General features: G+C 54.7%; 16 protein-coding genes. 11 read left to right on the top strand and 5 right to left on the bottom strand.

Annotated features, from left to right (window positions below; translation table 11 throughout):
- Positions 1 to 241: 241 nt before the first annotated feature.
- Both HMPREF2919_RS07610 and trmB read left to right on the top strand, forming a co-directional pair.
- Positions 242 to 640 carry a hypothetical protein gene (locus tag HMPREF2919_RS07610; RefSeq protein ID WP_070667080.1) on the top strand — a complete coding sequence of 133 codons (399 nt, stop codon included), beginning with the start codon at positions 242 to 244 and terminating at the stop codon, positions 638 to 640.
- Positions 641 to 881: 241 nt separating this feature from the next.
- The gene (gene trmB / locus HMPREF2919_RS07605; protein WP_049358392.1) at positions 882 to 1,688 is read left to right on the top strand and encodes a tRNA (guanosine(46)-N7)-methyltransferase TrmB; all 807 of its coding nucleotides are present in this window, start codon (positions 882 to 884) and stop codon (positions 1,686 to 1,688) included.
- Between the two features lie 268 nt (positions 1,689 to 1,956).
- On the opposite strand, the gene HMPREF2919_RS07600 is transcribed toward trmB, so the two are convergent.
- From HMPREF2919_RS07600 to dnaK, 4 genes are all read right to left on the bottom strand, one after another.
- A complete protein-coding gene (locus tag HMPREF2919_RS07600; protein WP_049341461.1) occupies positions 1,957 to 2,463 on the bottom strand; it encodes a heat shock protein transcriptional repressor HspR in 507 nt (168 codons plus the stop codon).
- A 3-nt stretch (positions 2,464 to 2,466) separates the two neighbouring features.
- On the bottom strand, positions 2,467 to 3,459 hold the full coding sequence (locus tag HMPREF2919_RS07595) for a DnaJ domain-containing protein (protein ID WP_049341459.1): 993 nt from the start codon (positions 3,457 to 3,459) through the stop codon (positions 2,467 to 2,469).
- Between the two features lie 325 nt (positions 3,460 to 3,784).
- Positions 3,785 to 4,363 carry a nucleotide exchange factor GrpE gene (locus HMPREF2919_RS07590; protein WP_070667078.1) on the bottom strand — a complete coding sequence of 193 codons (579 nt, stop codon included), beginning with the start codon at positions 4,361 to 4,363 and terminating at the stop codon, positions 3,785 to 3,787.
- A 2-nt stretch (positions 4,364 to 4,365) separates the two neighbouring features.
- Complete coding sequence (gene dnaK, locus HMPREF2919_RS07585) at positions 4,366 to 6,198, bottom strand: molecular chaperone DnaK (RefSeq protein WP_070667076.1); 1,833 nt, start codon at positions 6,196 to 6,198, stop codon at positions 4,366 to 4,368.
- A 713-nt stretch (positions 6,199 to 6,911) separates the two neighbouring features.
- Between dnaK and HMPREF2919_RS07580 the strand changes: the two genes are divergently transcribed.
- The 8 genes from HMPREF2919_RS07580 (at position 6,912) to HMPREF2919_RS07550 (ending at position 19,613) form a co-directional block, all read left to right on the top strand.
- Positions 6,912 to 9,011, top strand: a complete 2,100-nt coding sequence (locus HMPREF2919_RS07580) for a pentapeptide repeat-containing protein (protein WP_070667074.1) — start codon at positions 6,912 to 6,914, stop codon at positions 9,009 to 9,011.
- Positions 9,012 to 9,168: 157 nt separating this feature from the next.
- The gene (locus tag HMPREF2919_RS07575) at positions 9,169 to 10,812 is read left to right on the top strand and encodes a pentapeptide repeat-containing protein (RefSeq protein ID WP_070667072.1); all 1,644 of its coding nucleotides are present in this window, start codon (positions 9,169 to 9,171) and stop codon (positions 10,810 to 10,812) included.
- Positions 10,813 to 10,970: 158 nt separating this feature from the next.
- On the top strand, positions 10,971 to 12,635 hold the full coding sequence (locus HMPREF2919_RS07570) for a pentapeptide repeat-containing protein (RefSeq protein WP_070667069.1): 1,665 nt from the start codon (positions 10,971 to 10,973) through the stop codon (positions 12,633 to 12,635).
- 783 nt (positions 12,636 to 13,418) lie between these two features.
- Positions 13,419 to 15,080 carry a pentapeptide repeat-containing protein gene (locus HMPREF2919_RS07565; RefSeq protein ID WP_246824072.1) on the top strand — a complete coding sequence of 554 codons (1,662 nt, stop codon included), beginning with the start codon at positions 13,419 to 13,421 and terminating at the stop codon, positions 15,078 to 15,080.
- A gap of 221 nt (positions 15,081 to 15,301) precedes the next feature.
- Complete coding sequence (locus tag HMPREF2919_RS09035) at positions 15,302 to 16,615, top strand: pentapeptide repeat-containing protein (RefSeq protein WP_168165482.1); 1,314 nt, start codon at positions 15,302 to 15,304, stop codon at positions 16,613 to 16,615.
- Between the two features lie 132 nt (positions 16,616 to 16,747).
- Entirely contained in the window at positions 16,748 to 18,271 is a 1,524-nt protein-coding gene (locus HMPREF2919_RS07560) for a pentapeptide repeat-containing protein (protein WP_070667065.1), read from the top strand.
- Between the two features lie 197 nt (positions 18,272 to 18,468).
- Positions 18,469 to 18,945: a low molecular weight protein-tyrosine-phosphatase gene (locus tag HMPREF2919_RS07555; protein WP_246824071.1), complete on the top strand. Its 477-nt coding sequence runs from the start codon at positions 18,469 to 18,471 to the stop codon at positions 18,943 to 18,945.
- Positions 18,945 to 19,613, top strand: coding sequence for a nucleoside/nucleotide kinase family protein (locus HMPREF2919_RS07550; RefSeq protein ID WP_070667061.1), 669 nt, complete (start codon positions 18,945 to 18,947; stop codon positions 19,611 to 19,613). Before HMPREF2919_RS07555 ends, HMPREF2919_RS07550 begins: the two co-directional genes overlap by 1 nt.
- A 94-nt stretch (positions 19,614 to 19,707) precedes the next feature.
- Here the strand turns inward: HMPREF2919_RS07550 and HMPREF2919_RS09325 are convergent, their stop codons facing one another.
- Positions 19,708 to 19,836, bottom strand: a complete 129-nt coding sequence (locus tag HMPREF2919_RS09325) for a hypothetical protein (protein ID WP_256370637.1) — start codon at positions 19,834 to 19,836, stop codon at positions 19,708 to 19,710.
- 514 nt (positions 19,837 to 20,350) lie between these two features.
- Here HMPREF2919_RS09325 and HMPREF2919_RS07540 point away from each other — a divergent pair.
- On the top strand, positions 20,351 to 21,616 hold the full coding sequence (locus HMPREF2919_RS07540) for a multidrug effflux MFS transporter (RefSeq protein WP_070667057.1): 1,266 nt from the start codon (positions 20,351 to 20,353) through the stop codon (positions 21,614 to 21,616).
- Positions 21,617 to 21,685: the final 69 nt, after the last annotated feature.

The following is a 21,685-nucleotide window of genomic DNA, read 5'->3' as shown; positions in this document are numbered from 1 at the left end:
ACCAGATTTTTGAGACGGGGCGATTGAGACGGGACGAGCCTGTGGCATCCCTCAGCCTTCACCCGAAACACGCCCCGTATCACCCTTAGATCACACCCCTTCTCTGCAGGCTTCTGCCGGGTTTTCAAAAAATATTTAGAAACTTTACGTGTAAAACTTTACACGGCGAGAAACCGGGTCTAGAGTAGAAACCGTTCAACAAAAACCTAACCAACCAACTACAGAACAGAAGGACAACATCATGAGCAAGTTCTCCAACGCAGCACTGCGACTCACCGCCGGCGCACTCATCCTCGACGCAGGCGTCAAGAAGCTCAAGGCAGACGAAGGCACCTACGCCTTCCTGCAGCAGATGGCGGCAACCGGTGTTCCCGCAGTCTCCAAGCTGGACGCAGCAACCTTCGGTAAGCTCATCTCCGGCGCAGAGACCGCACTCGGCGCAACCCTGCTGACCCCCTTCGTCCCCTCCCGCCTGGCGGGTGCAGGCCTGACCGCATTCGCGGCAAACCTGATGACCATGTACTTCCGCAACCCGGACATGCACGACGCAACCTTCCGCCCCACCCAGGACGGCCAGCAGCTCGCAAACAACATCGTGATGCTCGGCGCGGGTCTGGCGCTGCTGGGCTCCAAGAAGTAAGCCCCACACGCTAACTCACTCAGACGACCTCACGAAAGTGCGGCGGGAACCAAGACTGTTCCCGCCGCACTTTTGTGTGCCTGCTGAAGTTCTATGCGCACCGAATTTCTATGCGCGCCGATTTTCTATGCCTCGCAGACCGCGCACGCTCCCTACCCCGCGCCCGATTAGCTCAGCGTCACGCCAGCCCCGCACGCCGCGAAACCGCACGGTGTAGCGGCGCTACGCTATTCTTTTAGGTATGTCTACTGAGAACACGCAGCCTAGCCAGGCACCCGAATCCACCGAAGAAAAGGCCAAGAAGCCGGTTCCTGAGGAATTCTTCCGCCAGCCCTACTCCTTCGTCCGCCGCGGCGACCGCCTCACCGCGCGCCGCCAGAAGGCGTGGGACACCTACTCCCCCACCCACGTGCTGGACATTCCGCGCCTGCGCACCGACACCTCCGTATCCCCCGAGGCGACCTTCGACCCGGTCAAGATTTACGGCCGCGAGGCGTACCAGGTCGTCGAGATCGGTTCCGGTCTGGGCGAGGCGATCGTGCACCGCGCAGCTGAGGTGCCCGAGGCGAACTTCCTCGCCGTTGAGGTGTACACCCCCGGCATCGCGGACCTGCTGCTGAAGATGGGCAACGCCGGCGTGGAGAACGTGCGTGTGGCTCAGGCGAACGCACCCGAACTGCTCGACAACATGCTTGAGGAGAACTCCGTGGATGAGCTGTGGGTGTTCTTCCCGGACCCCTGGCACAAGTCCCGCCACCACAAGCGCCGCCTGGTGTCCCCGGCGTTCGCTGATAAGGTTGCGCGCGTGCTTAAGCCCGGCGGCATTTGGCGTCTGGCGACTGACTGGGAGGAGTACGCCCTGGTCATGCGTGAGGTTCTGGAGGCGCACCCCGACTTTGAGAACGTGAACCCGGGCGCCGGTGCGACCGAGGAGGATCCGCTGGGTGGTTGGGCTCCGCGTTGGGAGGGCCGTACTCTCACCAGCTTTGAGCGTAAGGCTCAGGAGGCGGGCCGCCGCGCGCATGATCTGACCTACCGCCGCAAGTAAGCGGGTCAGCGTTAGCGAGAGTTACCGCCAGGTGATTTCCCGCCACCGCGCAAAGTGCATACGTTAAAGCAGGTGAGGCTCCCCGATCATTCGGGGAGCCTCACCTCCTTGTGTGTGGGTCTGAGTGCATGCGGGCGGGGGTCTACCCTACCTCGCTCGCGCGGCGCTAAGACGCACAAGTCTATATGGGCGGCTGACCAGCTCAAATGAACTAGAAGCGAGCTAGAACAGCCGAACCATTTATCCCAGTGTAGCGGGTTTAGCCGGTTTAGCGCTGCGGCTTCGTATCATCCGCCGTAGCCGACTGGTGACGCTGACGGTACAACACCACAGCCGAAGAACGCTGACGAGGCGCCGGGCGGGTACCGCGGGCAATATGCACCACGTCGCCGCTGGTACCGGCAGCGAACACGCGCTCCGCCAAGCCCAGCTTCACCTTCGCATCCTCGACCTGACGCTGCAGCGCCGCAATCTGCTCCTGCTGCTCCTCCACGAGGGACTCCAGCTCAATAATGCGGCGAATACCCTCCAGGGAGACGCCCTCCTGCGAGAGCTGCTGAATCTGCTGCAGACGGTTCACGTCACGCTGCGAATAGCGGCGCGCCTTACCGGGCGCACGCGAAGGCTGGACCAGGCCGATGCGGTCGTACTGGCGCAGGGTCTGCGGGTGCATGCCCGCCAGCTCAGCTGCCACAGAAATCACGAAAACCGGCAGGTCCACGCTGTGCAACGGCTTGCCGCTACGGGACTTAGATGATGATTCTCGAGATGCCATGGTTTACTTCGCCTTCTTCAACAGATCCTTACGCGGGTTCTCCTGCGGTGCCAGTTTTACGAACTTATCGAATGCTTCCTGCGCCTCTGCGCTCAGCTCGGTGGGCAGAACAATTTCGGGGATGACCAGCAGGTCGCCGTCGCCGCCCTTAGCCTTGAAGCCGCGGCCCTTAGCGCGCAGTCGGCGGCCGACCTGGCCGGGTGCCAGGCGCAGCTTCACGGTGGATGCGTCGGGCAGGGGCACCTCAATCACTGCGCCGTCGACGGCCTCGGCGAGGGTGACGGGCGCACGCATAATCAGGTTGTTGCCCTCGCGCGAGTACACGGAGTCATCGGAAACGCGCACGGTGACCTTCAGGTCGCCGCCGTGCAGGCCCTTGCCGCGCAGGCGGACCTTCTGGCCGTCCTTAATGCCTGCGGGGATGCGTGCCTCGGTGTGGGAGCCGTCCGGCAGGAACACGGTCACGGTCGCACCGGTGTATGCCTGAGCGAGGCTGATGCGGGTGCTGGTGCTGCTCTCTTCGGGGGCTGCGTGCTGTGCACCGCCGAAGCCGCCGCCACCCATGCCGCCGAAGTCGGCGCTGGTGAAACCTGCGGAGCGTCGGGAACCGCCAGCGCTACCACCGAAGAGGCCGCCGAGCAGGTCGTCAATGTTGATGCCTGCGCCGCCGCTGCTGAAGCCGCCGAATGCGTCCGCGCCGGGGTAGCCGGTGTAGCTACCACCGCCGAAACCGCCACCGCCGAAGCCGCCCATGCCAGATGCGCCGTAGCGGCGAATCTGGTCGTACTCTTCGCGCTGCTTCTTGTCGGAGAGCACGTCGTATGCTTCCGAGATTTCCTTGAACTTCTTCTCTGCTGCGGCGTCACCGGGGTTCAGGTCCGGGTGGTACTTGCGGGAGAGCTTGCGGTACGCCTTCTTGATGTCGCTTTCGCTTGCGTCTTCGCTGACACCCAGTGCCTTATAAAAGTCGTCGGTTAGCCAGTTTTCACTTGCCATGTTGTGTTTCTCCTTCTGCGGTGATGCGCCGCCCTCCTCGGTTACGGGACGGCTTGCAGGGGCACCGCGTACTTGTCTTAATACTCTATATAAAAGTTTAGTCTACTTGACTCAATTTTGAAAGGGCTGGGCCAAAAAAAATAGCACCCCTACAAGCCTTTTATCCGCCGCCACAGCTCGCCGGAACCCGCGCCAACACCGGGCAGAACAGCCCGGGCAAATAGCTCCGGCAGAACAGCTTAGGCAAACAACAGGGCGGGCACTCCCCCACCAGGGAGAGCACCCGCCCGTCGTTAGTTATTCAGCCAATGCTGAGCCGACCACCTTACGGTGCGACAGCCACAGCCACCTGCGCGGTACGAACCACACGGTCGTTCACGCGGTAGCCGTAACGCAGAACCATGGAGACATGATCCTCAGCCACCTCGTCGGTGGGCTGCTGCAGTACAGCTTCGTGGATGTTCGGGTCGAAGGCGTCGCCTACTTCACCGAAGCGCTCCAGGCCCTGCTTGCCGAGCAGCTCTTCGAGCTTGGTAGCGATGGAGGCAAAGGGGCCGTCCTGCAGGTCGCCGTGCTTGCGTGCGGCGTCGATGTCGTCGAACACCGGCAGCAGGGAACCGACCAGGTCACTGATGACGAAGAGTCGCAGCTGCTCCTTTTCGCGGGCGGTGCGGTTCTTGTAGTTGGTGAACTCTGCCTGCAGGCGAAGCAGGGAGTCCAGGCGCTCCGCGGCGAGTGCCGCATCCGCAGATTCTGCTTCTACGGCGTCCTGGAGCTCAGCCTCGACGGCTTCCGCAGCTTCCTCGGGGCTTTCGACCGATTCAGCTTCGGGGTGGCCTTCCGCTGCGGGGGCGTTGAATGCCTCCTCCAGCGGGTCGGGGGTGATGTTTTCCTGCTCAGCCATGATTACTTCTTCTCGTCTTCGTCGATAACCTCGGCGTCGACAACGTCCTCATCAGCGGCGGGCTTGGACTCGGATGCCTCAGCCTGTGCTGCTGCGTAGAGTGCCTCGCCCAGCTTGGACTGGGATGCCTGCAGCTTCTCGAATGCGGACTTCACTGCTGCGTCGTCGTCGCCCTCGAGTGCCTTCTTCAGCTCGTCGACATCGCCCTGAACCTCGGTCTTGACGTCCTCGGGCAGCTTGTCGCCGTTCTCCTTCAGGAGCTTCTCGACGGAGTATGCGACGGACTCAGCTGCGTTGCGGGTGTCAGCAGCCTCGCGGCGTGCCTTGTCCTGCTCTGCGTGTGCCTCTGCGTCCTTGACCATGCGGTCGATGTCGTCCTTGGAGAGGGAGGTACCGCCGGTGATGGTCATGGACTGCTCAACGCCGGTGCCCTTGTCCTTTGCGGAGACGTGGACGATGCCGTTTGCGTCGATGTCGAAGGTGACCTCAATCTGGGGCACGCCACGGGGTGCGGGGGCGATGCCGGTCAGCTCGAAGGTACCCAGGTTCTTGTTGTCGCGAGTGAACTCACGCTCACCCTGGAAGACCTGAATGGTCACGGAGGGCTGGTTGTCCTCTGCGGTGGTGAAGGTCTCGGAACGCTTGGTCGGGATTGCGGTGTTGCGCTCGATCAGCTTGGTCATCACGCCGCCCTTGGTCTCGATACCGAGGGAGAGGGGGGTGACGTCGATCAGCAGAACGTCCTTACGGTCGCCCTTCAGCACGCCTGCCTGCAGTGCTGCACCCATTGCCACAACCTCGTCGGGGTTCACGCCCTTGTTGGGCTCGCGGCCGGTGAGCTCCTTGACGAGCTCAGCAACGGCGGGCATACGGGTGGAGCCACCAACCAGGATGACCTCAGAAATCTCGGAGATGGACACGCCAGCTTCCTTGATTACGTCGAGCACGGGCTTCTTGGTGCGCTCGAGCAGGTCGCGGGTCAGTTCCTCGAACTTTGCGCGGGTCAGCTTCTCATCCAGGTGGATGGGACCCTCGGGGGTCACGGACAGGTACTGCAGGGAGATGTTGGTGCTAGAAGCGCTGGACAGCTCCTTCTTAGCCTGCTCAGCTGCCTCCTGCAGACGCTGCAGAGCAATCTTGTCCTTGGACAGGTCAGCGCCGGTGTTTGCCTTCACCTGTGCGAGCAGCCACTCGACGACGCGGTGGTCCCAGTCGTCACCACCGAGGCGGTTGTCACCGCTGGTTGCGCGAACCTGAATGGTGGAGAAGCCGTCGTCGTCCTTGCCAACTTCCAGCAGGGAGACGTCGAAGGTACCGCCACCGAGGTCGAAGACCAGGATGAGCTCGTCTTCCTTACCCTTGTCCAGGCCGTATGCGAGTGCTGCGGCGGTGGGCTCGTTGACGATACGCAGGACGTTCAGGCCTGCAATCTCGCCGGCTTCCTTGGTTGCCTGACGCTCAGCGTCGTTGAAGTATGCCGGGACGGTGATGACAGCATCGGTGACGGTGTCGTTCAGGAATGCCTCTGCGTCGCCCTTCAGCTTCATGAGGATACGAGCGGAGATTTCCTGCGGGGTGTACTTCTTGCCGTCAATCTCGGTGGTCCAGTCGGTGCCCATGTGGCGCTTGACGGAGGAGATGGTGCGGTCGACGTTGGTCACTGCCTGACGCTTTGCAACGCTACCGACCAGAACCTCGCCGTCCTTGGAGAATGCGACGACAGAGGGGGTGGTGCGGGTACCCTCTGCGTTAGCGATGACGACCGGGTCGCCACCTTCCAGTGCTGCTACGACCGAGTTGGTGGTACCGAGGTCAATACCTACTGCACGTGCCATATGTTTATTCACTCCTTAGGTGTTAGTGCCCCGCTTCTTCTAATGCGAGGCGGGTTAGTTTGAAAGTTCTGGAGGCGAGGGTGCTGCGCGTGCCGCCCCGTGTGGGGTGGCCTGCGCGGCTCCTTGAGCCTCATGTACTCAAGTATGCACTCTCTCGGAGGGCGTGTCAATAGGGTTGAGCGAACTTTACTCAACTTTTTTATGTGGAGTGGCGTGAGGGGTGGGTCTTTTGGAGTCCCGGAGGGGTATTTTGCGGGGGATTTTGGGGCGGTGGCGAGGCGCGCATGGGCGGTTTTACCCCGGAATTCCGGGGTTTTTGGGCTGGGTGATGGCGCGGCGAGGCGATTCAGCGCACGGCGGACATGGGCGGGCTAACTGGGCGAAAAAATTTTTAAAAAAGGAGCGAAAAACCGAAAAATTGGGGTGCGAGAGGGGTTTGAAGGTGGCGCAGGGGCACCTTATATAGGGTGTGCGGGGCGATTTTTGGGTCTGGAGACTAGACCTCTAGCAGCGTTGCTAGAGAGGGAGTGAGACGTCAGAGGTTCACTCCTCTTATATATGGAGAACCGATCTGCAAGCTCCATCGCTCGCTCTATAGAGGTATCTCTGCTTGTCCAACTCGTAATCCCCTAACCCTCACCTATGGATTGAGGCTACCCGCCTGCCGTATCCTGGTTACGACCATATCCTCTCAAAGTAGACAGGAGACACCAGTGTCCAAAACAGACAGCAATCAACATCAGGATAATGAAATACCACCCTCCCCAGCAGGAGATTTCATTCTTTTCATACTCCTCACAGGTGCAATGATAATGCCAGGAATATTATCCCCAAATCCACAAAATATACTCTCTTTCATTGCGATAATCGCAGATATCATAATAATAGATATCATAATATTCTTTCGCCTTACGACATACCTAATCAAGAACAAAAATAAAAAAACTAACAAGAACTCCCTGTCTATCGTAGTAAAAAAAGTGGTTCATTATACACAGCAGTGCAGGGTTGCAGTCTCGCGAGTTATGGGCTCAACATTTCGACATAAATGGCTTATAAAGACAGTTGCAATAGCCCTGTCCTTCCCTGTCGCCTTAAAACTTACAGAACATTGGAAAGAGATAACAGACAAAATAACCGCAGTACTTGAATTTTTCATAATTAACAACAAGTCACTCGGAATTTCAATATTGATAACATTCATATTTGCTATAATAATATTTTACAAAAAAATTATTACAATTTTCCAGAAATTTATTTCCGGTTTAACAAGTAAATATTTCATATTCACATTGGCGAGCCTTGCAATTATTGGTGCATTATCAGCTTTATTAATACCAAGCTATACAAGTTGGTTTAGAGAGCCCGGATATACCATCACACAGCAAGATAGCGCCAAAGAAAACCCAGAAAAGGCGCAGAATACTCCCATTCCTACAGCCTCACCTACCGGTAATAAGGCTGCAGAGGTAGAGCAAAAATCGACTTCCGATTTAAGACTTCACCTTCTGTATATCACAGGTGGTATTATTGCCATCCTTGGCCTAATTGAAACAAATCGCAAGAATAGTCAGGACCATATTCGTCAGGTGCATGCAGCTCGCCGTGACCGATACATTGAAGCGGTCGATAAACTATCTAGCAAAAATGCGTCTGTGCGTCTTGGCGGAGTGTACGCTCTCGTTGGCCTTGTTGATGAGTGGTTGGACGACGATAATATTGACAGGGAAACCAGATTCAAAGAAGGGCAGGTTATTATCAATAACCTCTGCTCCTATATTCGTTCACCCTTCCCACTTGCAGAAAAAATTGACGAATACAAAGCCTACAAAAGATTTGAAGAGGTCATGCAAAAAGATTCTAAGAGACTTCTCGAGGAATTAGATTTCCCTGATTGGATTGTTCTAAATGATCGTTTCCCAAGTCTTCAGAACTATAAAAAGCCTAAGAATATCACCAAAGACTATGCAATGTTTAGCGAAGAACAGGACGTACGCCGAACCATTTTTATTGAAATGAGTAAGCGTAGCAGTAGCAATCAAAAGAAGGATGAAGAAGGTAAAAAATCCTTTGAGTCCGAGACATGGAGTAAGTTTGATTTCGATTTCAGTCGAGCACCAATTTTCTACCCCCTCAATAACCTCAAAATTGAAAAAGGGAATTTCTCGACTGCTAAGTTCTATTTCTATGCTGGTTCAACCTTCAATGGTACGACTTTCATCGAAAAAGCGGATTTCTTCGGGGCAACTTTTATCGACAGGGCAGATTTTACCGACGTGACTTTTGCTAAAGGTGTTGATTTTAGCTGGGCGGAATTCAGCTACGCTAGCTTCTATACAGCGAAATTTATTGGGAAATCATCCTTCACCAATGCAAATTTCAGCGAGGCTATCTTCTTTGGTGCAAAATTTACCGAAAATGCGATTTTCTGCAGGACAACTTTTACCAACTATGCACAATTCTTATCAACAACTTTTACCGGAGGTGTGAATTTCAGCGGAGCGGTCTTCGGGGAAATTATTAACTTCGTTGAAACGACTTTCACCAGCACCACGGACTTCAGCGGGGCGACATTCAACTCATCGGCACTGTACTTCACGTTTAGAACAGATTTAGGGATAGAATTGAAAGCCAAATTCTCTGCAGCCGCAAACCCGCAGGACTACGATTTCTCAACCATGCAGGTGGGCTTTGGAACCGCGACTCTTCTCGGTAAGACGTTCAAGATTCCCCTTGGAACGGTACTTTTCGACCCTAAATCATTGGATAAAAAGACAGGAGAATATACTCGCGTAAGTCCCCCTGCGCAATAACGATTACTGCCGCACTCAAAGGTAGCGTTCTTGTAGACCCCGCCTGCACTTCTCGTGCAGGCGGGGCATCTTCTTTTAACCAGCGCGAGCGCGCTAGGGTGGGGCTCTCCCCTATGCTGGTTATAAGCCAGCACCGGAGCAGGAAGGGCACACCGCTATGAACCTCAACAAACTCTTAACTGCGCTGCGGCAACGCAAAAACACCCCGGCACACAACCAGCAGGCCGGGCGGCACGAACGCTACACGCACGCACTCGAACAATTCCTCGACGGGCAGCCCGCCACACGCCTCAGCGGAGCGTACACGCTCGCGAACCTCGTGGACGAATGGCTCACAGACGCCTCCCTCCCCGAACAGGTACGCCGCGAAGAAGCCCAGACCATCATCGACGCTCTGACCAAATGCATCCGCATGCCCTACCCTCTCGCGCAGAAACGCCAGGTCCTAGAATCAGACGAGGCACCCGAGGGGTACGAAGGGGACTTTACGCGCGATCAGGAGGCGCTCCGCGAAGAGCAGCTGGTGCGCCGCACCGTCTTCATGGAGTTCAGCCGCCGTTTCGCCGCGGTCACCGAAAGCAGCAAGGCAGGCAATAAGAAGAACCAGCACACAGTGCCGTCAATATCGCTGATATGGGCTGATTTGCGCTTCGACTTTGGTGGCGCACCCATCTTCTACCCGCTGCAGCAGCTGCACTTTCAGAACGCCGATTTCGCTTCCGCAACCTTCTACGGCCCGGCGGATTTCTCTGACGCAACCTTCCACGGTGACACCAGCTTTTCGGCGGCACAGTTCACGGCTGACGCGTCCTTCCACGGCGCGAATTTCAACGACTGGGTGGGCTTCAGCGCCGCGCACTTCGCGGGCGCGGCAGAGTTCAGCGGGGCACGCTTTGCGGACGCGGCAAGCTTCGCAACCGTAACCTTCACCGGCGAGGTTGACTTCTCAGACGCGGTCTTCTCGGCTGCGGCTGACTTCGCGGTAGCCTCCTTCGAGTCCGACGCCAACTTCTCACGCTTGAACACCGCGGGCATAGCCAGCTTCGCGGCGGTCACCTTTGAAGGAAAGGCAGTATTCACCGCCTCCACGTTCCACGATGAAGCGCACTTCGCCGCATCGGTCTTCAACCGTCCGGCGGTGTTCTCTAAGTCGCTGTTCGGCGGGGTCGCGCGCTTTGCCGGTGTAGTCACCAAGCAGTCCGCAATGTTCAGCAACGTACGCTTTGCGAGCGCGGCGGACTTTAGCGGGGCGTCTTTCACGCAGTACGAGGATTTTGGTGGGGCGCGGTTCGACGGCGACGCCACGTTCAGCCGGGCGTCTTTTATTGCGCTTCCGAGGACGCGCTATGAGATGGACTTCCCGCAGCGAGCGAACTTCGGTAACGCGACCTTCGCGCAGGATGCCGACTTTAGTAAGGCGACGTTCACGGCGCATGTCGGCTTCTACAAGGCGACGTTCGCGCGGGAGGTGAGCTTCAACGGGGCGAGCTTTGAGGGCGCCTACTTCGCGGATGCGACGTTCAGTCAGAAGGTGGATTTCAGGCAGACTAGCTTCATGTATGTTAAGCCGTCCTTTGAGGCTTTGGATAGGCGGCTGCAGAGGGCGCGGTTCTCGGCGCAGGCGGATCCGCAGGATTACCTGTTTGAGGCGCGCCTGGAGAGCAGGCACGGCTTCAGCTGCGGCGAGGCAGAGCTTCTTAATAGAACGTTCATTCTCCCTCTCGGTGCTGTGCTGTATGACCCGGATTCCTGGGACGAAGAGGAGCAGGGGTACACCGGCGTCAGTGAGCCTGCGCAGTAAAACCTGACTCTCCCCCGCCGCCGGGGAAGCGCCCGAAGACCCCGCCCGTGCATCCAGCGCTGGCGGGGTTCTTGCTTTGACCAGCAACCGCCCAAGCCCGGCAGCTTTACCTTATGCTGAGTATGACCCGCCCCTTTCAACGATGACAGGAGAACCACATGCATCTGGCACCCAGCACCGCGTGGGCTTGGCTGATAGCTTGCGCAGTCGTCATTCTGTTTTTCCCGCTCGCCGCGCAGTTCGGCAATCTCAAGGGGAAGCTGTCTAGCTTCCGCGCCTGGGTTTGGGCTATCGCTCTCTTGGGCATTGTCACGGCGGGTTTTATGCCTTTCGCCTTTGACCCTGGCATCCCCAATTTTGAGGTTCAGCCGTTCATTTTCTTCATCACCGGCACCCTGCTGAGTGTTCTCTTTCTTGGGGAGTTCCACCGCATGAACGCCCAGAAAAAGCTGAAACACCCCCAGCGGGTGCACGCTGAGCGCCGTACCCGTTACAGCAAGGCAGTTGAGCATCTGGCGTATCCGAATCCGGCAGTTCGTGCGAGTGCCATCAGCACGCTTGCGGGTCTGGTGGATGAGTGGCTCGCTGACGAGCAACTCAGCGTTGAGGCGCGGCAGAAGGAGGGGCAGGTCATCGTCAATGCCCTCTGCGCTTATGTGCGTTCGCCGTTCGCGCGGGCATTCAAGGCAGAAGCTTTTGAATCCGATACGCCGCCCGCTAACTATGCGGGTGATTTCGCTACGGATCTGGCGGCTTTCCGTGGTGAGCAGGATGTTCGCCGCAGCATCTTCGTTGAGATGAGCAAGCGCAGCGGCACCCTTGCTGAAAATGAGAAGGGCGAGGTGACTGTTGTCCCCGGCGCGTGGAGCGGCTTTGAGTTCGATTTCAGCCGAGCTGTCGTCTTCTACCCTCTCGACGGTCTGACTATTGAGAACGCCGATTTCTCTGCGGCGAAGTTCTGCAACGGTTCAGATTTCAGCGGGGCTACTTTTGTGGGAACCGTGGATTTCAGCCGCGCAACCTTCGGAGAGATTGCGGGGTTCGGTGACGCGACCTTTACTGGCGATGCGAACTTTACCCGGGCGGTCTTTGACCAGGATGCGCGTTTTAGCGACGTAACTTTCATGGGTACGGCTGACTTTAGTAACGCGCGCTTTGCTGGTGATGCGGTCTTCCGCTGGGTAGCTTTCAACGCTAATGCGGACTTCCGCGAGGCTTCTTTTGGAGGGCACGCTGACTTCCGCGACACTGCGTTTGCGGCGGATGCGGGCTTTAGCGGTGCTTCCTTTGAGGGGAACGCTGAGTTCTTTAGGTCGTCTTTTGGCGGTAATGCGAGCTTCTTCAGGACGGATTTTGCGGGAGTTACGGAGTTCCGTGAGGCGGTCTTTGAGAGGCATGCAGGGTTTAACGCAGCAACCTTCTACGGGGATGCACACTTTAGCCGGGCTACGTTTGAGGGGCTCGCTGGGTTCCATGATGTGACCTTTGAGGCAGGCGCGGATTTTGCAGGGGCGTCCTTTATAGGCATTGCAGATTTCTGCGAGGTGTCTTTCACGAAGAGCCCGCCGCTCTTCACGGCTAAAAATGTTGAGTCGGGTGAGGTATACCGGGCTCGATTCGCTGCGCTGTCTGCCGGTTCTGGGCCCACCGGTCAGGAGGCGCATAACTTCACGGTGTGCGAGGGCAGCTGCCCTATTCCGCTGGGTACAGCCGGGTTGAACGGCGTGGGCTACCGCATCCCAGTCGGGGCGGTGCTCTTCGATCCGACTTCTTGGGGTAAACGGCGGAAGGAATACACGCGCCTGAGTGAACCCGCGCAGTAATATCCAGAGGCCCCGCCACGTGAATGTGTGGTGGGGTCTTCGCGCACGTAGTGGACACCGCCGAGTAGTTGCATCGAAAAATAAAATGGTGCGAAAAACCCCGCTGAGCTTGTAGGCTCTAGCGGGGTTTTTCGAATCTTATCTACCCGAATTCATTTATCGCTTTTCAGTGGCATTACGCCATATCTGCGATAAACAAACATAAATTGGGTAGCAAAAATCCGCGGAATGTGTGTCATCTGCTAAAATCAGCAGTGACAACGCAATTCCGCGTTGTCTCTCATTAATAAATTAAATAGAGAGGAGGGGAACTCCTATGGCCAAGAAATTTTGGCTGGTTATCGAACGGGGTAGCTATGTAGCCACTCTGTTCGTCGGTCTCGTAGAGATGTGTGAGTTTGCAAGCGCTCACCTCTTCTAGACCATTCTTTCGTGGGGCTACTGGCGATGTTTGCCCCATCGCTGGTAGCTCCACTTTTATTTTACTGTCATTATACATAAGGACATTCCCTATATGCATGACCGCATACCTAATAATGTAGCGCATTTCTTAAGACATAACAACACGACAATACTAATTACGCCGCTATTGCATCCACCACAAAGAACAATATCGCCTATTTTGAGGATTCTCATACCCACCTCGTCTGCCGCGGATAACAGAAGCATCGCCTGCGCATCTCGCGCAGGCGCCCCCGTTGATGACCGGGCGCCACTCATGGCAAGTAGCTTTACCCTATGCTGGAAGGTGAACGTTCCTATCAGAGAGGACAGGAGAACCTAGTGCCCAGCAATAACGCATCATCCGTTCCAGAGAGCCCTGTAATCCCGAAAGCTCAGGAGAGACCTTGGTATATCCAGCGCTTTACTAAGCTCCTCATTGGCTTCGGTCTGGGCGGCGGCGCGGTTGCGATTCTTCTGCCTTGGATGCTGTGGTTGCTCTGCGGCATGAGCTCAGGTAGCTCAGATCAGCTACGCTTGCATCTTCTGTATCTTACTGGCGGCATTATTGCGGTTCTAACTCTTCTGCAGACTAACTGGAAGAATCAGGGTGACCGCCTCAAAATTGACGCTGATATCAAGAAGAATGAGCAGGACGCAGAGAAGAACGAACGCGACCATATCCGCCAGGTTTATGCAGAGCGTCGCAGCCGCTATACCAAGGCTGTCGAGCAGCTAGCTGACGAGAAAGCGACTGTCCGTCTGGGCGGTATCTACACTCTTGTGGGTCTCGTAGATGAGTGGCTCGCTGATGACACTTTCAATCCTGAAGAACGGCAGAAAGAGGGCCAGGTTATTATCAATAACCTTTGCTCCTACATTCGTTCACCCTTCACTTTGGCGTTAAAGGCAGAGATGTTTGAGGGCGATTCAGAGCCTGATAACTATGAAGGAGATTTCTCCAAAGATCAGGCGGCATTTCGCGAAGAACAGGATGTACGCCGCACTATCTTCGTTGAGATGAGCAAACGCAGTAGCGACACTATCGAAGAGGAAGGCGAGGTAATCGAAACCGTTCCAGGACCCTGGAGTGACTTTGATTTCGATTTCAGCCGAGCACCCATTTTCTATCCCCTCAATGCCATCACAATTGAGAAAGGTAATTTCTCTTATGCCCAGTTCTACAGTAGCGCGGACTTCAGTGAAGTGACCTTCACCCGAACCGCGGATTTCAGAGCAGTAGCATTCGGCCAGACCGTAAAATTCAGCTGGGCAATATTCGCCCATAACGCAGATTTCAGGTGGGCAACATTCGCCCATAACGCGAACTTCAGCTGGGCAGCCTTCACCCATAACGCGGATTTCAGGTGGGCAGCCTTCGCCCATAACGCAGATTTCAGGTGGGCGACATTCACCCGTTACGCGATCTTCAGATGGGTAATCTTCACCCATAACGCGAACTTCAGCGAAACAACCTTCGTCCAAGACGCGGACTTCAACGAAGTAACCTTCACCCAGGACGCGGACTTCAGGCAGGCGGTCTTCGCCCAAGATGCGTGCTTCAGCGAAACAACTTTCATCCAAACTGCAGACTTTGGCTCAGCGACCTTCACCCACGCCGCGTACTTCTTGAGCGCGGTCTTCACCCAAGACGCGGATTTCAGCTGGGCGGTCTTCATCCAACACGCGGACTTCAATGAAGCGACGTTTAGCACAAGTTCACCAAAGTTTGTGGAAACTTTTGAAACCTCCGGGATGACGTTCAGAGCACGATTCGCTGCTTTGCCTGAAGGCCGGGAAGCACATAACTTTATGGTCAGCGAACATAGCCAGCCCGTTCTTCTAGGAGAAGTCGAGCTTAACAATATGAAATACTACATTCCTGTAGGCACGATACTCTTCGACCCGACTTCATTGGATGATGACACACAGGACTACATTACTAGTGAGCCTGCAAAGCCACTAGATAACTCAGACGAGGTAGAAGAAAACAAAACCAATTAGACCTCACCGTTAAAAAGCCCCGCCGATCTCACATCGGCGGGGTCTTTGCATGCCCGCGGTAAAGTACCCGTCAGTGAGCACATCCACCTATCACAGCACTGGCCCGAGCGGGGGCTTCGTTTATATCTGATAGCAATCCAAGTCAGACAGTTTTGCACTATGCTGAAAGGTGACCGTTCCTCTCAGAGAAGACAGGAGAATTAGCGACTATGACAAAAATAGTGGATAGCACCGAAGACTCTTTACAAATTCGCCCTCAATTGTGGAAAAGATTTGTAAGTTGGTACTCAAGGAATTGGCTTTATATAACCCTTATCCTTCTGGCCTTTGCCGGGATTATCTGTGCTTTCTACGTCCCGCAGAATATCCCCGGGATCGAGCATCAAGGTAACTCTGTTGCTTCTGTGCGTCAGGCTATCCTCGCAGTATTCGCGGGCGTACTCACAATGCTCACGCTATGGGAAAACCATCGTAAAAATACTCAGGAGAAGAACAAGAATGAACGCGACCATATCCGCCAAGTACACGCAGAACGCCGTGGTCGCTATGCCAAAGGCGTTGAGCAGTTGGCCAACGAGAATGCAGCTATTCGTCTCGGTGGAGTCTATACGCTCGTTGGGTTAACGGATGAGTGGCTTGCAGATAAAAATCTCCAACCCCAGAAACGGCAAAAAGAGGGACAGGTTATTATCAATAACCTTTGTGCATATATTCGTTCAATACCAAATGGACTAACCAGTACAGACCTTGAATCTGGAGTTACTCCTTCAGACGAAGCAAAGATACGCCAAACAATTTTCAGTGAAATAAGCAATAGAACAAACCCTGAAAATAGAAAGAATCTCATATGGACGGATTTAAAATTTGACTTTTCAGATTCCCCTATTTTTTACCCATTAGACGATAAAGTGTTTATGAATGCGGATTTTCAAAAGTCAAATTTCTACAAACTCGCTTCTTTCTCCCGTAGCAAGTTTTACGGAGAAACAAAATTTACTGGTTCAAATTTCTATATTCGTTCAAAGTTCGATAAATCTGAATTTTATGGAACCGCAGATTTTTCCTCTACCAGGCTAGGCATGCCCCTTACCATTAACGCAAATTGGAAAAACATGAAGAATCAGTTTAAAGAAACTATAAAATACGCCTCTATCCCCCAAAATATTATGTCTACAAATTACTGCACAGATTTCTCAGAGGCAACTTTTACGCAAACAGTAAATTTTAATGAAGCATATTTCTATATAAAAGCAACATTCGAATCGTCTAATTTTTCCCATGAACCAAATTTCGAATCATCTTATCTTACATGCAAAGAGGAATCTAATTTTTCAGCGCACTCAAATAATATCCAACTTAAGGTAGTAGAGTTGACCGATAAATCGGGTAATAGCTACGCTCAAGAAATACCGGTTGGGTCGCGACTTTTTGACCCGAAATCTTGGAGCTCCAGGGAAGAAAAATATACTTGTGTGAGTGAATCAGCGAGACTACTAGATAAATCCAGTGACAGCAAAGAAGATAAATCTACATAGAATTTTCCTCTAGAAGACCCCGCTAGACTCACGTCGGCGGGGTCTTCGTTTTGGCCACCAACAGCACTGAGGCAGGAGCCTATGCACTATGCTGAGAGGGACCATTCCTCTCAGAGAAAATAGGAGATTATCTTGTCAGATAATAAGACCTCGTTGCAGAAGCAACCTATTTACATTCAGTACTTTTCCCTAATACTTGTCCTACTTGGGCTACTGGGAGGTCTTCTTGCGCTCTCAGTTCCTCTATGGAGATCGCCCCTTCTGGGTTTATTAAATCTGCCCATCCCAGCCAATGACCCTGATAAGTACCCTGAAGGCAAAGCAATTGCGGATCTTCGTCTACACATTCTCTATATAACTGGCGGTATCATCGCGATGCTGACTCTTCTGCAGACCGATTGGAAGAACCGGATTGACCGGCGCAAGGTCGAGGCTGATATTCAGAAGAACGAACAGGATGCAAAGAACGAGGCTGCAAAACGTGAACAAGATGCCGTCAAGAGTGAACGTGACCATATTCGCCAGGTACACGCTGAACGCCGTAACCGCTACACCAAGGCTGTAGAGCAACTAGCTAACGAGAATGCGGCTGTTCGCCTCGGTGGTATCTATACGCTTGTGGGCCTTGTTGATGAATGGCTAGATGATAACAAGTCTATCGCAGACAACGATGAGAGTTCCGATAAACCAAAGAAAGAGGGGCAAATTATTGTCAATAATCTCTGTGCTTACATAAAATCTCCGCTTGAATCTGAAACCAAAACTACTACAAGCCATGTAACCGGCCAGGAAGAACGGAGAATTCGTCAAGCAATATTATATGAGATGCATGTCCGTCTGAGTAGTAAAAATTCTTCTTCCACACCAGAGGAATACAAACCTGGTCCGTGGTCAAAATTTTCATTCGATTTCTCAAATTCGGAATTCTTCTATCCAGTTGATTTTTCCAATGGATTCTTCGAAAAAGAGATAAATTTCACAGAATCTATATTTACAAAAAGTGTAAATTTTAAAAATGCAAGATTCAAAGAATCTGCAATCTTTAATTCTGCAAAATTCATATCAAAACATGCAAACGACGATGTTTCCTTCGAGAAAGCTGAAGTGTCTGGAATCGCAAATTTTTCATCATCCCTTTTCACAATTCCCCTAAACTGTGAAAACGCAGTATTCAACGATGAATTTCGAATTAACAAAAGCCACTTTATTAAAACTACATTATACTCAGAAAATATTCATTACCACTCTGAGCCCGTACTGGAAGATCTAGCAGGGACAGGGTATATGGAACTTTCCGTTGAAAGCCGCCGCATACCTCAAGATGAAGACCGCAACATGGCTTCATTTGCTGGCGCGACATTTAATAATGGATTTATGATTCAAGGAGCAAAATCTGAGGGAGTCATAAATTTTACAGGCGCACCGGGGAAAATCACAAAATTCTCCTATAAACCAGATCCTTCTAAAATTAATTTCAACCTTCACAAAGAAAGCATGCCAATTAACACCGAGGAAATCACTGCGCCAGACGGTAGGAAGTTTAATATCCCTAAAGGTTGTGATATTTTTAATCCAGATAATCCTTCCGAATCAGTAATTTCTAATTTCTTAAAACCAGTAATTTCTGTTCCCGAACAGGAAACGGGAACCATTTAGAAGATAAATATGTTATTTCCCTAAACGCGCAAAGACCCCGCCAGCCCCTCGTCGGCGGGGCCTTTGCGCGTCCACGGTAAAGTGTCCCTCCACGAGCGCATCCACCCGTCACAGCGCCGCCTACAAAGCCACCCCGAGCGCCCACCGCGCTCAACCACCCACTACCCCACCGATACACTAGAACCATGTACCGAATCATGACTGTCTGCACCGGCAACATCTGCCGCTCCCCCGTCGGCGAATACCTCATCCGCCAGCACGCCCAAGAAGCCGGCGTGCCCGTCACCGTCACCTCCAGCGGCATCAGCAACGAAGAAGAAGGCAACCGCATCGACCCGCGCGCCGCCGCGCAGCTCACCACCCGCGGTATCGACCCGTCCGCGCACCGCGCCAGCGTCTTCACTGTCGAGGACTTCGACCGCAACGACCTCATCCTCGCCATGGACGCACCCCACTACCTGCGCCTCAAAGCCCTCGCCCGCAACGAGGCCGACAAGGCCAAGATCCGCATGATGCGCAGCTTCGACCCGAAGGTCACCACCACCCACCTGGACCAGCTCGGCATCTACGACCCCTGGTACGGTAGCGAACGCGACTTCGTGTACACCACCGGCCTCATTGACGCCGCCGCACGCGGCCTCATCAACCACCTCAAGCAGGAAGGTGACGCGTAGTGAGTCAGCGTATCCCCCTGAACCAGAACCGCCGCGTCACCGGCACCACCGAAATCCTGGAGCTCTGCAAAGACATGCTGCGCCTGGAGCACGGCATCGGCAACGACTTCGACATGGACACCGCCGAATTCACCGAATTCCGTGCGCAGTTCCTCGCCGACTTCGCGCAGATCCCGCTGATCATCGGCATTGACGGCCGTAGCGGCACCGGCAAGACCAGCCTCGCCGCGCAGCTTGAGCAGGAGCTCACCGCCGCCGGCCACAGCGTGCACGTGCTGCACCTGGACGACTTCTACCCCGGCTGGGACGGCCTCTTCGACGGCGTGGAGGCGTGGGACGCGCTCTCCGTGCAGCTGACCGAGGGTATTGCCGGGACCTACACCCCGTGGGATTGGGAGGCGGGCGCCCCCGGTGAGGTGCGCACCGTTGACCCGGCGGCTACGCAGGTCATTATTTGTGAGGGTGTCGGCGCGATTGCTGGCGCCTGCGAGGTGCGTATTCTCGCCACCGCCCCGGACGAGGTGCGTTACGAACGCGCCATGGCTCGTGACGGTGACATGTTCCGCCCGCACTGGGAGCGCTGGGCGGCTCAGGAGGAGGCGCTGTTCGCCGAAATCCCGGAGGACTACGCGACCGTGGACTTCATCTACGACGGCGCGGCGCAGTAGCAGCCGCCTACAAGACAGTAGTGCCCAATGCTTTGTGTATCTCGAAGCATTGGGCCCTACGGCTATTCAGAGGCAGTTTTATTCAGGCGCTGTTTTATTCGGGCATGGAAGCCGGGCTAGCGGATTCCATGCGGTCTTTATCCCAGTAGGTTGAGGTATTGCTCGGCGCGTGCGTGGAGGCGGTACCGTCTTTTTCGTTACCCGAGTTGTTGCTAGAAAGCACAGCGAGGATTACGAGCAAGACGCAAGCTATGAGCAGCAGGATGCATAGCAAATATTTGTAATAGTGGTTGCGCATCTGAGGTTGTCCCTCCGGTCGTATCGCGTGGTATGACCAACGTAAGTTATGCGGTCGCCCCGAGCAATGCTTCTCAAGAATATTTCTCAAATATTTCTTCAGCGCTGGGGGTTGAGCGGCAGGCTAAGCCAAGCCGCTCAAGGGGCGGTGTTATCCGTAAGCGACATCAGGGTGTCCGAAGCGAAGCGAGGACGGGTGCCCCTGTAGGAGCGAGGATAACACCGTCCCTTCTGCATACCCTCTGCATACCCGTCCCGCTCCCAAATTAAAAAATGTCAAACGTTTAACTTACGAAGCCACCCCCGATTCTGCTACCGTGAAAAAGTTGTGCTTCCAGCCTGCGCAAGCTCATCCCCAGGGGCGGTACTACCGCATCCATGTCTTGTAGAGCCGCAGGCGCCGTTGCACGCGCATCACGCAGAAAGAAAAACTAAGACTAATGTCTTCGAAGTCGACTAAGACCTCCTTCGGGCTATCGCCCCTTTTCATTGTTGTTTTGGCGCTGCTGACCGCTATCGCGCCGCTCGCCACGGACATGTACCTGGCGGCGTTGCCCGCAGTCGCTGAGAACCTGAACACCACCAGCACGAACGCCTCGTTGACTCTGAGTGCGTTCATGGTGGGTATGGCGCTGGGCCAGCTGGTCGTGGGTCCGCTGTCGGATAAGACGGGCCGCCGCAAGCCGCTGCTGATTGGTGCGGTGGTTTGTTTTATTGCGACGGTGGCGTGTGGTTTCGCGCCGAATATTGAGCTGCTGATTTTTGCGCGTTTCATGATGGGCTTCACCGGTTCGATTGGTGCCGTGCTGGCGCGTTCTATCGTGGCTGATACGACTGAGGGTCTGGCGACCGCTAAGCTCATGGGCGTCATGATGATGATTAACGGCTTCGCGCCGGTGCTTGCGCCGCTGTTTGGTGGCTGGGTGCTGTCGTGGGGTAGCTGGCGCGATATTTTCCATGTGCTCGGCGTGATTACCGCGATTATGATGCTCGGCGTGATCTTCGTGATTAAGGAGACCCTGCCGGTGGAGGAACGCTACCAGGGCACCGCCCTGAGCGTGTACTCGGAGCTGCCGAAGGTCTTCAAGATTCGCCGCTACCTGGGTTTCATGCTGACGATGTGCTTCGCGTTTGGTGCGCTGTTCTCGTATATTTCCGGTTCGACGTTTGTGTTGCAGAAGATTCTGGGCTTGTCCGAGACTGAGTTCACTATCGTGTTCGGTGTGAACTCGATTGGCATTGTGCTGTTCAGTGCGATTGCGACGAAGCTGGTGGGCCGTGTGGCGCAGCGCCGCATTGTGAATGTTGGCGTGGTGAGTCTGCTGGTGGTGTCTTCGCTGCTGGTGGTTAGCTTCCTTATCGGTATCTCGCTGGTGCCGACGCTGGTTCTGCTGTTCCTGCTGACCAGTTCGTGCGGCCTGATTTTTGGTAATGCTTCGGCGTTGGCGTTGAACGAGGCGCGCCACATGGCAGGTAGTGCGTCGGCGGTGATGGGTACGATTCAGGCTCTGCTGGGTGCGTTGGCGGCGCCGCTGGTGTCGTTTGCTGGTGAGCATGAGTACCTGCCGATGGGCTTCTCCATTCTGGGTTTCGCGGTCCTGACGGCGCTGGTGCTGTGGACTACGCCGCGTAAGGATTCGGACTACTCGGCTGACGGTTTGAGCCACGGCGCTGGTGAAGGTCAGGGCGCGCCGGCGGGCCACTAGCCGTTCATAAGTACATATCTGTACGCATGCTCAGGAGGGGCGGTGTTATCCGTAAGCGACATCAGGGTG

This window comes from Rothia sp. HMSC068E02 (assembly GCF_001813565.1).
Classification (GTDB): domain Bacteria; phylum Actinomycetota; class Actinomycetes; order Actinomycetales; family Micrococcaceae; genus Rothia.
This window is presented reverse-complemented; position numbering and strand designations above follow the sequence as displayed.